We start from the raw sequence: 15861 nt of genomic DNA, 5'->3' as shown, positions 1-15861 counted from the left end.
TCTTATGATGAATTAATTTCTTTTAAAATCTCCGTTTTTCCCGCCTGTTTTCTCTATTAAAAAGGTTGGCCCAATCACCATTCCTTTATCTACAGCCTTGCACATGTCATATACGGTCAGCGCACAGACAGAAGCGGCTGTTAACGCTTCCATTTCCACACCCGTATTTCCCTTCGTTTTTACAGAAGCAGTAATGATCAGGACAAACTCTTCCTCTTCCGCCTTCCATGAAAATGAAATGTCCACGCCCTTAAGCGGCAGCGGATGGCACATCGGAATAATGTCCCATGTTTTCTTGCTCGCCATAATGCCTGCAGTTTGTGCAACAGCGAGTACATCCCCTTTTTTCATAGTGTTGGATGTTATCTTCTCGTATATCTCCTGATTAACAGCAATACTTGATTGAGCGATGGCCGTCCGTGCCGTCTCAGGTTTATCACTGACATCCACCATTTTTGCCCTGCCCTCTTGATTAAAATGAGTAAAATCCGCCATTCAAAACACCTCTCTTCAAAATCATACACTATTTTTCTGTTACTTTGTATGTGCTTTGTATTGTTCTTCACATATTTATTTGCCTTTTGTCTCGATTTAATGCCCTGCAGAAGGGCTTATAGTCCTGTCTCCTTTATTGCCGAACATATATGAATGAGTTACACTTACTCTATACCCGAGGTGAAAGAACATGATACTATTACAAGTCAATCAGCTGGCAAAAAATTTTGGCGCTGATCCCATTTTAACCAATATAAAGCTTGAAGTACAAACCAGGGACAGGATTGCGCTAGTAGGACGCAATGGTGCAGGAAAATCCACCCTTTTAAAAATTATTGCCAGACAAATGACATATGACTCCGGTGAGATTATAAAGCCAAAGGAAGTAACAATTGGCTATCTTGCACAAAATACCGGCCTGGAATCAGAGTTATCCATTTGGGATGAAATGCTGACTGTTTTTAGTCATCTGCAGAAGCAGGAAAAACAGCTTCGCAGCCTTGAAGGACAAATGGCGGACCCTGATGTCCTAAATAATTCTGATGCCTATGAACGCATCTTAAAAGAATACGACAAGCTTCAGGTTGATTTCAAAGAAAATGGCGGCTATCAATATGAGGCAGATATCCGTTCCATTCTCCATGGACTCAACTTCAGCTCATTGGGATATGACACTAAAATTTCATCATTGAGCGGCGGACAGCGTACTAGAATGGCCCTTGGTAAACTTTTGCTGACAAAGCCTGATATCTTAATACTGGACGAGCCTACCAACCACCTGGATATTGAAACATTATCATGGCTCGAACAATACCTGCAGGGATACAATGGCGCCATTCTAATCGTATCCCATGACCGATATTTCCTTGATAAGGTCGTTTCCCAGGTTTACGAGATTTCCCGCAACCAAATAAGAAAGTACCCAGGAAACTACAGTTCATATCTGGATCAAAAAGATGCTAACTTTGAAAGAGAAATGAAGCAGTTCGAGAAACAGCAGGAAGAGATCGCTAAGCTGCAGGATTTTATCCAGAGAAACCTTGCCCGTGCTTCCACAACCAAAAGGGCACAAAGCCGCAGAAAGCAGCTGGCCAGAATGGACGTGATGGACAGGCCGCTGGGAGACGAGAAATCAGCTTCTTTTGGCTTTGACATTGACCGGCAATCGGGCAATGAGGTTTTAAATATTCATTCTCTTGCTATAGGCTATGAAGAGATAGTAAGCGAGAATATTTCACTGCGACTGGCAAGAGGCGACAGCATAGCACTTGTAGGGCCAAATGGAATTGGCAAATCCACTTTGCTCAAAACCATCATCAAAAAAATCTCTTCTTTTTCTGGGGAGATTCAGTATGGTTCCAATGTGACAATTGGCTACTATGACCAGGAACAGGCGGAACTCACCAGCAATAAAAGAGTCCTGAACGAATTATGGGATGAATACCCGCTAAAACCGGAAAAGGAAATCCGGACAATACTTGGGAACTTTCTTTTCTCTGGTGATGATGTTCTTAAAACTGTTTCAACACTGAGCGGCGGTGAAAAGGCACGTCTTGCGCTTGCGAAGCTTATGATGCAGAAAGCCAATTTCTTAATCCTCGACGAGCCTACAAACCATTTGGACCTGGATAGCAAAGAAATTCTTGAAAATGCATTGATCGATTATCCTGGAACGATTCTCTTTGTATCTCATGACCGATATTTTATCAACAGAATAACAACCAAAGTAGTTGAACTTTCCAGTATTGGGGCAACAGAGTATCTTGGCGATTATGATTATTATGTGGAAAAAAAGCAGGAACAAGAGGAACTGCTTGCACTTAATGAGCAAGATGAATCCACCGCATCACAGCCTGTTAAGCAGGACAAAAATAATTATCAGCAGGATAAAGAAGCCAAAAAGCTTGAACGCCAGCGAAAAAGAAGAATGGAAGAAATTGAAGAGCAAATAGAAGCATTGGAGAAAGTAATCGATATGAATGATCAGCTTCTCTGTGATCCGAATGTTTATCAAGACCATGAAAAAGTGATGGGCATCACAAATGAAACTGATCAAGCAAAGTCAAAGCTGGAAGAATTGATGGAAGAATGGACACTTTTAGCTGATGATTAATAAAGGAAAATTCATAACTTTTAGACTGGTAGAATAGTCACTGCCAGTCTTTTTTATTATCCACAGAGATAATCACAAGAAAAACGCAGTTATATATACTCTCCACAGACTTTTCCACATTATCCACAACTTAGACTGTTTTTATCCACATTATCAACATAAAATTCTGAAATAAATGATTTTATCCACAGAAAAAGCCCCCTATGCAGTCGGGGACTTTTTCCTAATTTATTTATCATTGTGGATAGTTATGTCCAAACCGGGATTGGCATTTAAATCAAGACCGGCGAATTGTCCTTTTTCAAACAGCACACTTCCTGCTGCAGCAATCATCGCTGCATTATCTGTACATAAAGTTAATGGCGGAATAATAAGCTTTATATCCGCTTTGACCCCAAACCTCTTTTCCAAAGAAGCTCGAAGTCCTTTATTCGCCGCAACTCCGCCTGCGAGCAGCAGCTGCTTCACCTGATATTCTTCAACGGCTCTTTCTGTTTTCGTTACTAAGACATCAATGACACTTTCCTGGAAGCTTGCGGCAAGGTCTTCCCGCACAATGGTCTCACCACGCTGCTCAGCATTGTGAACAGTGTTGATAACGGCAGACTTTAAGCCGCTGAAGCTAAAATCGTATGAACCTTCTTCCAGCCATGCTCTCGGAAGCTGAATCGTTGGGTTCCCTTCATGAGCGAGTCTGTCAATGTGAGGACCGCCTGGATATGGCAGATTTAATGTCCGGGCAACTTTATCATATGCCTCTCCTGCAGCATCATCCCTTGTCTCTCCAATCACTTCGAAATGGCCATGCTCTTTCATATAGACCAGCTCTGTATGACCGCCAGAGACTACTAGGGACAGTAATGGAAATTCCATTTCTTCAACCAATCGATTGGCATAAATATGTCCAGCAATATGATGCACGCCTACAAGGGGGATACCATGAGCAAAAGCAACAGCTTTAGCGGCATTAACCCCGATCAGCAGCGCGCCTACAAGGCCAGGTCCTTCAGTCACAGCAATTGCTGAAAGATCTGAATATGTGATGCCCGCCTTATATAATGCTTCTTCCAACACTATAGTTATCTGTTCAACATGATGGCGGGAAGCTATTTCGGGAACTACTCCCCCAAAACGTTTATGGCTTTCTATTTGGGATGCAACTATATTGGCTGAGATTTCACGGCCATTCTTAATGATGGCAACAGCCGTTTCATCACAGCTTGTTTCAATCCCCATGATCCATTGATCTTTTTTCATTATAAATTCACCCACATTACTAAAGCATCTTCTTGATTATCAGTATAGTAGTTCTTCCTTATGGCTCCATTTTGAAAACCAAGCTTTCGGTACAAGGACTGAGCTGTGAAGTTAGATACCCTTACTTCCAGAGTCATCGTAATGGCTCCCATTTCAGACGCAATCTCCATTAACTTTCGCATAAGAGCTTCTCCAAGTTTTCTCCCGCGATATTCAGGGAGCAGCGCAACATTTGTGATATGAGCTTCGTCCACGACTATCCATGCTCCACAGTAGCCAATTACTTTATTTTCTTCTTCTAAAACAACATACAAAGCAAACTGATTTTGTGTTAATTCGTTAAAAAAAGCCTCCCTGCTCCAGGGTGTTGCAAAGGACTTATGTTCTATTTCCAAAACATCATCAATATCCTCTTCATTCATAAAACGGAAAGTTAAGGATTTATTCATACGTTCGCTTCCTCATCACTATAGCTTTTTTTCTTGGTTTGCTTTTATCCAATTAGCTTCAGCTTCCGCAATCCTAATATAATTAGGAACAAAAGAGTGAACTTCCTCAGGCTCTCGGTCTCTGCCTAACAAGGCAAGTTCGGCTGGCCTAGGATTATGTTCTGCAGGCGAAGCGTACACAGCCCGGTCTCTAAGGGATTCTGCAAATACCTCTTTATGTAAAGGCAAATCATTCCCAATAAAAAGGACCTTCTCTTGCTGTTCAGAAAGCATTGCTGCCCAATCTTTTGCAAGAAGGAGCTGGTCTTTCATAAGAGATGCTAGCTGCCCTTCCTTATATTGATACAGGCCAGTATATATTTGCCCTCTCCGCGCATCAAACAGAGGAGATATGACGCCATTAAAGTATCTGCCAGCCGAAGCCGCATAAACTTCCAGGCTGGATACCCCAACCAGGGGCTTATTTAAAGTCCATGCCAGAGTTTTTGCAATGGTTACCCCAATACGGACACCTGTATAGGAGCCAGGTCCTTTCGCAACAACAATTTTATCTAACTCAGCTGGCGTAACACCACAATCTTTCATTAATATATCAATAGCCGGCATAACACGGACAGAGTGATTCTTTTTTACATTGGTAATATACTCGCCTATAACCTGATCACCATCCAGAAGAGCTACTCCCAGAGGGTAATTGGATGTATCAATGGCTAAAACCTTCATACCATAATCTCCTTACACAATTCCTCATATCTTTTTCCCTGGGGTTCCAGGACAAGCTTTCTTGAATCATTATCATCAAGATATAAATAAATCGTCAATAACTCTTCGGGAAGCTGTTCTTTAACTAGATGAGCCCATTCTACAACTGTGACCCCATTGCCTTCAAAATATTCATCAAACCCCAAATCCTCAAAAGAATCTTCAACTCTATATACATCCATATGATACAGGGGCAATCTTCCTTGGTATTCTTTAATAATCGTAAAAGTGGGGCTATTTACATTACGGGTAATATTAAGTCCTTTTGCCAGCCCCTTGGTGAATGTCGTTTTTCCTGCGCCCAAATCTCCTTCTAGAGCAAGGACATCCCCCGGCTGGAGCAGGCTGCCCAGCCTTTCCGAAAACGCCATCGTATCCTCTGGCTTCTTTGAGATAAACTCAAACTGACTCATATGTTTCATCACCTTTTATGGTCTAATCTATAAAGAAAAAAAACCTTAGGATAAATCCTAAGGAGAATAATCTATATGTAGTTTACCTTATTTTGCAGCAATGGGCAAAGAAGCTATTTTCATTATTAATGAAATATAAGCTTAGGATAAAAAAGAATAAAAAAAAGACGAAACCAGGTTTCGTTTGACGTTTTTAATATTAGAAAATGGCGGTCCGGACGGGACTCGAACCCGCGACCTCCTGCGTGACAGGCAGGCATTCTAACCAACTGAACTACCGGACCAGATTGCGGGGGCAGGATTTGAACCTGCGACCTTCGGGTTATGAGCCCGACGAGCTACCGAACTGCTCCACCCCGCGATAATATTATTTATGTGATTTTTCATCACAATTTGTTTTTCCGCCCGGCAGCGTCCTACTCTCACAGGGGGACAGCCCCCAACTACCATCGGCGCTGAGAAGCTTAACTTCCGTGTTCGGTATGGGAACGGGTGTGACCTTCTCGCTATCGCCACCGGACTATTTGGTTTGAAGAAACTTCGTTCCCTCAAAACTAGATAATGCATGAAGAAGTGTTTGCCGAGTAATAACCATATAACTTGGTTAAGTCCTCGATCGATTAGTATCAGTCAGCTCCACATGTCGCCACGCTTCCACCTCTGACCTATCAACCTGATCATCTTTCAGGGATCTTACTAGCTTGACGCTATGGAAATCTCATCTCGAGGGGGCTTCATGCTTAGATGCTTTCAGCACTTATCCCTTCCGCACATAGCTACCCAGCGATGCCTTTGGCAAGACAACTGGTACACCAGCGGTGCGTCCATCCCGGTCCTCTCGTACTAAGGACAGCTCCTCTCAAATTTCCTGCGCCCGACGGATAGGGACCGAACTGTCTCACGACGTTCTGAACCCAGCTCGCGTACCGCTTTAATGGGCGAACAGCCCAACCCTTGGGACCGACTACAGCCCCAGGATGCGATGAGCCGACATCGAGGTGCCAAACCTCCCCGTCGATGTGGACTCTTGGGGAGATAAGCCTGTTATCCCCGGGTAGCTTTTATCCGTTGAGCGATGGCCCTTCCATGCGGAACCACCGGATCACTAAGCCCGACTTTCGTCCCTGCTCGACTTGTAGGTCTCGCAGTCAAGCTCCCTTGTGCCTTTACACTCTGCGAATGATTTCCAACCATTCTGAGGAACCTTTGGGCGCCTCCGTTACTTTTTAGGAGGCGACCGCCCCAGTCAAACTGCCCACCTGACACTGTCTCCCGCCCCGATAAGGGGCGCGGGTTATTTCAATACAGCCAGGGTAGTATCCACCGACGCCTCCACCGAAGCTGGCGCTCCGGCTTCTCAGGCTCCTACCTATCCTGTACAAGCTGTACCAAAATTCAATATCAGGCTACAGTAAAGCTCCACGGGGTCTTTCCGTCCTGTCGCGGGTAACCTGCATCTTCACAGGTACTATAATTTCACCGAGTCTCTCGTTGAGACAGTGCCCAGATCGTTACGCCTTTCGTGCGGGTCGGAACTTACCCGACAAGGAATTTCGCTACCTTAGGACCGTTATAGTTACGGCGCCGTTTACTGGGGCTTCGATTCAAAGCTTCGCTTGCGCTAACCTCTCCTCTTAACCTTCCAGCACCGGGCAGGCGTCAGCCCCTATACTTCGCCTTGCGGCTTCGCAGAGACCTGTGTTTTTGCTAAACAGTCGCCTGGGCCTATTCACTGCGGCTCATCAGGGCTATGCACCTAATGAGCACCCCTTCTCCCGAAGTTACGGGGTCATTTGCCGAGTTCCTTAACGAGTTCTCTCGCTCACCTTAGGTTCTCTCCTCGCCTACCTGTGTCGGTTTGCGGTACGGGCACCTTTTCCCTCGCTAGAGGCTTTTCTTGGCAGTGTGGAATCAGGAACTTCGGTACTAAATTTCCCTCGCCGTCACAGCTCAGCCTGTGTGGTAACGGGATTTGCCTCGTTACCGGCCTAACTGCTTGGACGCGCTAATCCAGCGCGCGCTTATCCTCCTGCGTCCCCATTGCTCAAACGGTAAAGAGGTGGTACAGGAATATCAACCTGTTGTCCATCGCCTACGCTTTTCAGCCTCGGCAGGTCCCGACTAACCCTGAGCGGACGGCCTTCCTCAGAAACCTTAGGCATTCGGTGGATGGGATTCTCACCCATCTTTCGCTACTCATACCGGCATTCTCACTTCTAAGCGCTCCACCAGTCCTTGCGGTCTGGCTTCAACGCCCTTAGAACGCTCTCCTACCACTGACATCGTAAGATGTCAATCCACAACTTCGGTGATACGTTTAGCCCCGGTACATTTTCGGCGCGGAGTCACTCGACCAGTGAGCTATTACGCACTCTTTAAATGGTGGCTTCTAAGCCAACATCCTGGTTGTCTAAGCAACTCCACATCCTTTTCCACTTAACGTATACTTTGGGACCTTAGCTGGTGGTCTGGGCTGTTTCCCTCTTGACTACGGATCTTATCACTCGCAGTCTGACTCCCATGGATAAGTCTTTGGCATTCAGGTTTGTCTGAATTCGGTAACCCGATGGGGCCCCTAGTCCAAACAGTGCTCTACCTCCAAGACTCTTACTACATGAGGCTAGCCTAAAGCTATTTCGGAGAGAACCAGCTATCTCCAAGTTCGATTGGAATTTCTCCGCTACCCACACCTCATCCCCGCACTTTTCAACGTGCGTGGGTTCGGGCCTCCATCCAGTGTTACCTGGACTTCACCCTGGACATGGGTAGATCACCTGGTTTCGGGTCTACGACCACATACTCATTCGCCCTATTCAGACTCGCTTTCGCTGCGGCTCCGTCTCTTCAACTTAACCTCGCATGTAATCGTAACTCGCCGGTTCATTCTACAAAGGCACGCTATCACCCATTAACGGGCTCTAACTACTTGTAGGCACACGGTTTCAGGATCTCTTTCACTCCCTTCCGGGTGCTTTTCACCTTTCCCTCACGGTACTGGTTCACTATCGGTCACTAGGGAGTATTTAGCCTTGGGAGATGGTCCTCCCTGCTTCCGACAGGATTTCTCGTGTCCCGCCGTACTCAGGATCCACTCTGGAGGAACGAAGTTTCAACTACAGGGCTTTTACCTTCTCTGGCCGGCCTTTCCAGACCTGTTCATTTACCTCGTTCCTTTGTAACTCCGTGTAGAGTGTCCTACAACCCCAGGAGGCAAGCCTCCTGGTTTGGGCTAATCCCGTTTCGCTCATGCTACTCAGGGAATCGCGTTTGCTTTCTCTTCCTCCGGGTACTTAGATGTTTCAGTTCCCCGGGTCTGCCTTCAATACCCTATGTATTCAGGTAAAGATCCTATCCCATTACGGATAGGGGGTTTCCCCATTCGGAAATCTCCGGATCAAAGCTTACTTACAGCTCCCCGAAGCATATCGGTGTTAGTACCGTCCTTCATCGGCTCCTAGTGCCAAGGCATTCACCGTGCGCCCTTTCTAACTTAACCGTATTTGACGGGTTCATCGAAGATGAACAGCATCAAGGTTTTTTAACTCTATTTAACATAGAGAGAATTCACTAAAATGGCGATTACTCGGTTATTGCTTCTTCATTAACATTATCTAGTTTTCAAAGAACGAATCTTTCATTGAGAGATTGAACTCTCAAAACTGAACGAACAAAACGCGTCACGTTTCATGTAAATATCCTTAGAAAGGAGGTGATCCATGCACCTTCCGATACGGCTACCTTGTTACGACTTCACCCCAATCATCTGTCCCACCTTAGGCGGCTGGCTCCAAATGGTTACCCCACCGACTTCGGGTGTTACAAACTCTCGTGGTGTGACGGGCGGTGTGTACAAGGCCCGGGAACGTATTCACCGCGGCATGCTGATCCGCGATTACTAGCGATTCCGGCTTCATGCAGGCGAGTTGCAGCCTGCAATCCGAACTGAGAATGGTTTTATGGGATTCGCTTAACCTCGCGGTCTCGCAGCCCTTTGTACCATCCATTGTAGCACGTGTAGCCCAGGTCATAAGGGGCATGATGATTTGACGTCATCCCCACCTTCCTCCGGTTTGTCACCGGCAGTCACCTTAGAGTGCCCAACTGAATGCTGGCAACTAAGATCAAGGGTTGCGCTCGTTGCGGGACTTAACCCAACATCTCACGACACGAGCTGACGACAACCATGCACCACCTGTCATCCTGTCCCCGAACGCCCTATCTCTAGGGTTGTCAGGAGATGTCAAGACCTGGTAAGGTTCTTCGCGTTGCTTCGAATTAAACCACATGCTCCACCGCTTGTGCGGGCCCCCGTCAATTCCTTTGAGTTTCAGCCTTGCGGCCGTACTCCCCAGGCGGAGTGCTTAATGCGTTTGCTGCAGCACTAAAGGGCGGAAACCCTCTAACACTTAGCACTCATCGTTTACGGCGTGGACTACCAGGGTATCTAATCCTGTTTGCTCCCCACGCTTTCGCGCCTCAGCGTCAGTTACAGACCAAAGAGTCGCCTTCGCCACTGGTGTTCCTCCACATCTCTACGCATTTCACCGCTACACGTGGAATTCCACTCTTCTCTTCTGCACTCAAGTTCCCCAGTTTCCAATGACCCTCCCCGGTTGAGCCGGGGCACATCAGACTTAAGGAACGCCTGCGCGCGCTTTACGCCCAATAATTCCGGACAACGCTTGCCACCTACGTATTACCGCGGCTGCTGGCACGTAGTTAGCCGTGGCTTTCTGGTTAGGTACCGTCAAGGTACCGGCAGTTACTCCGGTACTTGTTCTTCCCTAACAACAGAGTTTTACGATCCGAAAACCTTCATCACTCACGCGGCGTTGCTCCGTCAGACTTTCGTCCATTGCGGAAGATTCCCTACTGCTGCCTCCCGTAGGAGTCTGGGCCGTGTCTCAGTCCCAGTGTGGCCGATCACCCTCTCAGGTCGGCTACGCATCGTCGCCTTGGTGAGCCGTTACCTCACCAAAGCTAAGCCATCTGTAAGTGATAGCCGGAACCATCTTTCAGCTTTCCCTCATGTGAGGGAAAGAATTATCGGTATTAGCCCGGTTTCCCGGAGTTATCCCAGTCTTACAGGCAGGTTGCCCACGTGTTACTCACCCGTCCATGCTGACTTCAGGGCAAGCTCCTGAAGTCCGCTCGACTTGCATGTATTAGGCACGCCAGCGTTCGTCCTGAGCCAGGATCAAACTCTCCATATAAGAGTTGATTAAGCTCATAAGTTGTCTTTTCAAAAAAGACTAAAGATTAACGTTGACGTTTTTGTTCGTTCAGTTTTCAAAGATCAATCAAGCAACTATATTAGAATAACATCTTAGAAATAATTCGTCAACACTTTTTTTGAGTTTATTGAAGAAATTATTTGCTGTATATCTTTCTAATACTAAAATCATACTGGGATAGTAATGAAAATTATTCCAGTATATAAGGATTAAAAAAGACAAAGAGCGAGACTCTCTGTCTTCGCCCGGCAGCGTCCTACTCTCACAGGGGGACAGCCCCCAACTACCATCGGCGCTGAGAAGCTTAACTTCCGTGTTCGGTATGGGAACGGGTGTGACCTTCTCGCTATCGCCACCGGACTATTTGGTTTGAAGAAACTTCGTTCCCTCAAAACTAGATAATGCATGAAGAAGTGTTTGCCGAGTAATAACCATATAACTTGGTTAAGTCCTCGATCGATTAGTATCAGTCAGCTCCACATGTCGCCATGCTTCCACCTCTGACCTATCAACCTGATCATCTTTCAGGGATCTTACTAGCTTGACGCTATGGGAAATCTCATCTCGAGGGGGGCTTCATGCTTAGATGCTTTCAGCACTTATCCCTTCCGCACATAGCTACCCAGCGATGCCTTTGGCAAGACAACTGGTACACCAGCGGTGCGTCCATCCCGGTCCTCTCGTACTAAGGACAGCTCCTCTCAAATTTCCTGCGCCCACGACGGATAGGGACCGAACTGTCTCACGACGTTCTGAACCCAGCTCGCGTACCGCTTTAATGGGCGAACAGCCCAACCCTTGGGACCGACTACAGCCCCAGGATGCGATGAGCCGACATCGAGGTGCCAAACCTCCCCGTCGATGTGGACTCTTGGGGGAGATAAGCCTGTTATCCCCGGGGTAGCTTTTATCCGTTGAGCGATGGCCCTTCCATGCGGAACCACCGGATCACTAAGCCCGACTTTCGTCCCTGCTCGACTTGTAGGTCTCGCAGTCAAGCTCCCTTGTGCCTTTACACTCTGCGAATGATTTCCAACCATTCTGAGGGAACCTTTGGGCGCCTCCGTTACTTTTAGGAGGCGACCGCCCCAGTCAAACTGCCCACCTGACACTGTCTCCCGCCCCGATAAGGGCGCGGGTTAGAATTTCAATACAGCCAGGGTAGTATCCCACCGACGCCTCCACCGAAGCTGGCGCTCCGGCTTCTCAGGCTCCTACCTATCCTGTACAAGCTGTACCAAAATTCAATATCAGGCTACAGTAAAGCTCCACGGGTCTTTCCGTCCTGTCGCGGGTAACCTGCATCTTCACAGGTACTATAATTTCACCGAGTCTCTCGTTGAGACAGTGCCCAGATCGTTACGCCTTTCGTGCGGGTCGGAACTTACCCGACAAGGAATTTCGCTACCTTAGGACCGTTATAGTTACGGCCGCCGTTTACTGGGGCTTCGATTCAAAGCTTCGCTTGCGCTAACCTCTCCTCTTAACCTTCCAGCACCGGGCAGGCGTCAGCCCCTATACTTCGCCTTGCGGCTTCGCAGAGACCTGTGTTTTTGCTAAACAGTCGCCTGGGCCTATTCACTGCGGCTCATCAGGGCACCCTAATGAGCACCCCTTCTCCCGAAGTTACGGGGTCATTTTGCCGAGTTCCTTAACGAGAGTTCTCTCGCTCACCTTAGGATTCTCTCCTCGCCTACCTGTGTCGGTTTGCGGTACGGGCACCTTTTCCCTCGCTAGAGGCTTTTCTTGGCAGTGTGGAATCAGGAACTTCGGTACTAAATTTCCCTCGCCGTCACAGCTCAGCCTGTGTGGTAACGGGATTTGCCTCGTTACCGGCCTAACTGCTTGGACGCGCTAATCCAGCGCGCTTACCCTATCCTCCTGCGTCCCCCCATTGCTCAAACGGTAAAGAGGTGGTACAGGAATATCAACCTGTTGTCCATCGCCTACGCTTTTCAGCCTCGGCTTAGGTCCCGACTAACCCTGAGCGGACGAGCCTTCCTCAGGAAACCTTAGGCATTCGGTGGATGGGATTCTCACCCATCTTTCGCTACTCATACCGGCATTCTCACTTCTAAGCGCTCCACCAGTCCTTGCGGTCTGGCTTCAACGCCCTTAGAACGCTCTCCTACCACTGACATCGTAAGATGTCAATCCACAGCTTCGGTGATACGTTTAGCCCCGGTACATTTTCGGCGCGGAGTCACTCGACCAGTGAGCTATTACGCACTCTTTAAATGGTGGCTGCTTCTAAGCCAACATCCTGGTTGTCTAAGCAACTCCACATCCTTTTCCACTTAACGTATACTTTGGGACCTTAGCTGGTGGTCTGGGCTGTTTCCCTCTTGACTACGGATCTTATCACTCGCAGTCTGACTCCCATGGATAAGTCTTTGGCATTCGGAGTTTGTCTGAATTCGGTAACCCGATGGGGGCCCCTAGTCCAAACAGTGCTCTACCTCCAAGACTCTTACTACATGAGGCTAGCCCTAAAGCTATTTCGGAGAGAACCAGCTATCTCCAAGTTCGATTGGAATTTCTCCGCTACCCACACCTCATCCCCGCACTTTTCAACGTGCGTGGGTTCGGGCCTCCATCCAGTGTTACCTGGACTTCACCCTGGACATGGGTAGATCACCTGGTTTCGGGTCTACGACCACATACTCATTCGCCCTATTCAGACTCGCTTTCGCTGCGGCTCCGTCTCTTCAACTTAACCTCGCATGTAATCGTAACTCGCCGGTTCATTCTACAAAAGGCACGCTATCACCCATTAACGGGCTCTAACTACTTGTAGGCACACGGTTTCAGGATCTCTTTCACTCCCCTTCCGGGGTGCTTTTCACCTTTCCCTCACGGTACTGGTTCACTATCGGTCACTAGGGAGTATTTAGCCTTGGGAGATGGTCCTCCTGCTTCCGACGGGATTTCTCGTGTCCCGCCGTACTCAGGATCCACTCTGGAGGAACGAAGTTTCAACTACAGGGCTTTTACCTTCTCTGGCCGGCCTTTCCAGACCTGTTCATTTACCTCGTTCCTTTGTAACTCCGTGTAGAGTGTCTACAACCCCAGGAGGCAAGCCTCCTGGTTTGGGCTAATCCCGTTTCGCTCGCCGCTACTCAGGGAATCGCGTTTGCTTTCTCTTCCTCCGGGTACTTAGATGTTTCAGTTCCCCGGGTCTGCCTTCAATACCCTATGTATTCAGGTAAAGATCCTATCCCATTACGGATAGGGGGTTTCCCCATTCGGAAATCTCCGGATCAAAGCTTACTTACAGCTCCCCGAAGCATATCGGTGTTAGTACCGTCCTTCATCGGCTCCTAGTGCCAAGGCATTCACCGTGCGCCCTTTCTAACTTAACCGTATTTGACGGGTTCATCGAAGATGAACAGCATCAAGGTTTTTTAACTCTATTTAACATAGAGAGAATTCACTAAAATGGCGATTACTCGGTTATTGCTTCTTCATTAACATTATCTAGTTTTCAAAGAACGAATCTTTCATTGAGAGATTGAACTCTCAAAACTGAACGAACAAAACGCGTCACGTTTCATGTAAATATCCTTAGAAAGGAGGTGATCCAGCCGCACCTTCCGATACGGCTACCTTGTTACGACTTCACCCCAATCATCTGTCCCACCTTAGGCGGCTGGCTCCAAATGGTTACCCCACCGACTTCGGGTGTTACAAACTCTCGTGGTGTGACGGGCGGTGTGTACAAGGCCCGGGAACGTATTCACCGCGGCATGCTGATCCGCGATTACTAGCGATTCCGGCTTCATGCAGGCGAGTTGCAGCCTGCAATCCGAACTGAGAATGGTTTTATGGGATTCGCTTAACCTCGCGGTCTCGCTTTGTACCATCCATTGTAGCACGTGTGTAGCCCAGGTCATAAGGGGCATGATGATTTGACGTCATCCCCACCTTCCTCCGGTTTGTCACCGGCAGTCACCTTAGAGTGCCCAACTGAATGCTGGCAACTAAGATCAAGGGTTGCGCTCGTTGCGGGACTTAACCCAACATCTCACGACACGAGCTGACGACAACCATGCACCACCTGTCATCCTGTCCCCGAAGGAACGCCCTATCTCTAGGGTTGTCAGGAGATGTCAAGACCTGGTAAGGTTCTTCGCGTTGCTTCGAATTAAACCACATGCTCCACCGCTTGTGCGGGCCCCGTCAATTCCTTTGAGTTTCAGCCTTGCCGTACTCCCAGGCGGAGTGCTTAATGCGTTTGCGCACTAAAGGGCGGAAACCCTCTAACACTTAGCACTCATCGTTTACGGCGTGGACTACCAGGGTATCTAATCCTGTTTGCTCCCCACGCTTTCGCGCCTCAGCGTCAGTTACAGACCAAAGAGTCGCCTTCGCCACTGGTGTTCCTCCACATCTCTACGCATTTCACCGCTACACGTGGAATTCCACTCTTCTCTTCTGCACTCAAGTTCCCCAGTTTCCAATGACCCTCCCCGGTTGAGCCGGGGGCTTTCACATCAGACTTAAGGAACCGCCTGCGCGCGCTTTACGCCCAATAATTCCGGACAACGCTTGCCACCTACGTATTACCGCGGCTGCTGGCACGTAGTTAGCCGTGGCTTTCTGGTTAGGTACCGTCAAGGTACCGGCAGTTACTCCGGTACTTGTTCTTCCCTAACAACAGAGTTTTACGATCCGAAAACCTTCATCACTCACGCGGCGTTGCTCCGTCAGACTTTCGTCCATTGCGGAAGATTCCCTACTCCTGCCTCCCGTAGGAGTCTGGGCCGTGTCTCAGTCCCAGTGTGGCCGATCACCCTCTCAGGTCGGCTACGCATCGTCGCCTTGGTGAGCCGTTACCTCACCAACTAGCTAATGCGCGGGCCCATCTGTAAGTGATAGCCGAAACCATCTTTCAGCTTTCCCTCATGTGAGGAAAGAATTATCCGGTATTAGCCCCGGTTTCCCGGAGTTATCCCAGTCTTACAGGCAGGTTGCCCACGTGTTACTCACCCGTCCATGCTGACTTCAGGGAGCAAGCTCCCATCTGTCCGCTCGACTTGCATGTATTAGGCACGCCGCCAGCGTTCGTCCTGAGCCAGGATCAAACTCTCCATATAAGAGTTGATTAAGCTCATAAATTGTCTTTTCAAGAAAGACTA

The 15861-nt window shown here is 48.2% G+C and carries 6 protein-coding genes, 2 tRNA genes and 6 rRNA genes; 1 reads left to right on the top strand and 13 read right to left on the bottom strand.

Features of this window, described 5'->3' with window-relative positions:
* Window positions 1-12: 12 nt before the first annotated feature.
* Window positions 13-495 carry a cyclic pyranopterin monophosphate synthase MoaC gene (gene moaC / locus IRB79_RS02790; RefSeq protein ID WP_243506611.1) on the bottom strand — a complete coding sequence of 161 codons (483 nt, stop codon included), beginning with the start codon at window positions 493-495 and terminating at the stop codon, window positions 13-15.
* 190 nt (window positions 496-685) lie between these two features.
* Here moaC and abc-f point away from each other — a divergent pair, with 190 nt between their 5' ends.
* Window positions 686-2608, top strand: a complete 1923-nt coding sequence (gene abc-f / locus IRB79_RS02785; RefSeq protein WP_243506610.1) for a ribosomal protection-like ABC-F family protein — start codon at window positions 686-688, stop codon at window positions 2606-2608.
* Between the two features lie 228 nt (window positions 2609-2836).
* Here abc-f and tsaD read toward each other — a convergent pair whose 3' ends face one another.
* From tsaD to IRB79_RS02725, 12 genes are all read right to left on the bottom strand, one after another.
* Window positions 2837-3865, bottom strand: a complete 1029-nt coding sequence (gene tsaD / locus IRB79_RS02780; protein WP_243506608.1) for a tRNA (adenosine(37)-N6)-threonylcarbamoyltransferase complex transferase subunit TsaD — start codon at window positions 3863-3865, stop codon at window positions 2837-2839.
* The gene (gene rimI, locus IRB79_RS02775; protein WP_243506606.1) at window positions 3865-4314 is read right to left on the bottom strand and encodes a ribosomal protein S18-alanine N-acetyltransferase; all 450 of its coding nucleotides are present in this window, start codon (window positions 4312-4314) and stop codon (window positions 3865-3867) included. The genes tsaD and rimI overlap by 1 nt, the downstream gene beginning before the upstream one ends.
* 18 nt (window positions 4315-4332) lie before the next feature.
* Complete coding sequence (gene tsaB, locus IRB79_RS02770; protein WP_243506604.1) at window positions 4333-5037, bottom strand: tRNA (adenosine(37)-N6)-threonylcarbamoyltransferase complex dimerization subunit type 1 TsaB; 705 nt, start codon at window positions 5035-5037, stop codon at window positions 4333-4335.
* Window positions 5034-5489, bottom strand: coding sequence for a tRNA (adenosine(37)-N6)-threonylcarbamoyltransferase complex ATPase subunit type 1 TsaE (gene tsaE / locus IRB79_RS02765; RefSeq protein ID WP_243506602.1), 456 nt, complete (start codon window positions 5487-5489; stop codon window positions 5034-5036). Before tsaE ends, tsaB begins: the two co-directional genes overlap by 4 nt.
* 207 nt (window positions 5490-5696) lie before the next feature.
* Window positions 5697-5773: transfer RNA gene (locus IRB79_RS02760), tRNA-Asp, on the bottom strand.
* Between the two features lie 3 nt (window positions 5774-5776).
* Window positions 5777-5850: transfer RNA gene (locus tag IRB79_RS02755), tRNA-Met, on the bottom strand.
* 42 nt (window positions 5851-5892) lie between these two features.
* Window positions 5893-6009: ribosomal RNA gene (gene rrf / locus IRB79_RS02750) — 5S ribosomal RNA — on the bottom strand.
* 80 nt (window positions 6010-6089) lie between these two features.
* A 23S ribosomal RNA gene (locus IRB79_RS02745) occupies window positions 6090-8985 on the bottom strand.
* A gap of 206 nt (window positions 8986-9191) precedes the next feature.
* Window positions 9192-10702, bottom strand: a 16S ribosomal RNA gene (locus tag IRB79_RS02740).
* A 264-nt stretch (window positions 10703-10966) separates the two neighbouring features.
* Window positions 10967-11083 (bottom strand): 5S ribosomal RNA (rrf, locus tag IRB79_RS02735).
* An 80-nt stretch (window positions 11084-11163) separates the two neighbouring features.
* Window positions 11164-14085 (bottom strand): 23S ribosomal RNA (locus IRB79_RS02730).
* 206 nt (window positions 14086-14291) lie between these two features.
* Window positions 14292-15819, bottom strand: a 16S ribosomal RNA gene (locus IRB79_RS02725).
* Together the 16S, 23S and 5S rRNA genes with 2 tRNA genes alongside form the textbook arrangement of a ribosomal RNA operon.
* Between the last annotated feature and the right edge of the window lie 42 nt (window positions 15820-15861).

It is taken from the genome of Cytobacillus oceanisediminis, assembly GCF_022811925.1.
In the GTDB taxonomy this organism is placed as follows: domain Bacteria; phylum Bacillota; class Bacilli; order Bacillales; family Cytobacillaceae; genus Cytobacillus; species Cytobacillus oceanisediminis_D.
Note: the sequence above shows the minus strand (reverse complement) of the source record. Positions and strands in the feature narration are given on the sequence as shown.

Excerpts from the sequence above, each read along its gene's own strand:
- tsaD (WP_243506608.1), bottom strand. The coding sequence starts at position 3,865 with ATGAAAAAAGATCAATGGATCATGGGGATTGAAACAAGCTGTGATGAA.
- moaC (WP_243506611.1), bottom strand. The coding sequence starts at position 495 with ATGGCGGATTTTACTCATTTTAATCAAGAGGGCAGGGCAAAAATGGTG.
- rimI (WP_243506606.1), bottom strand. The coding sequence starts at position 4,314 with ATGAATAAATCCTTAACTTTCCGTTTTATGAATGAAGAGGATATTGAT.
- tsaB (WP_243506604.1), bottom strand. The coding sequence starts at position 5,037 with ATGAAGGTTTTAGCCATTGATACATCCAATTACCCTCTGGGAGTAGCT.
- abc-f (WP_243506610.1), top strand. The coding sequence starts at position 686 with ATGATACTATTACAAGTCAATCAGCTGGCAAAAAATTTTGGCGCTGAT.
- tsaE (WP_243506602.1), bottom strand. The coding sequence starts at position 5,489 with ATGAGTCAGTTTGAGTTTATCTCAAAGAAGCCAGAGGATACGATGGCG.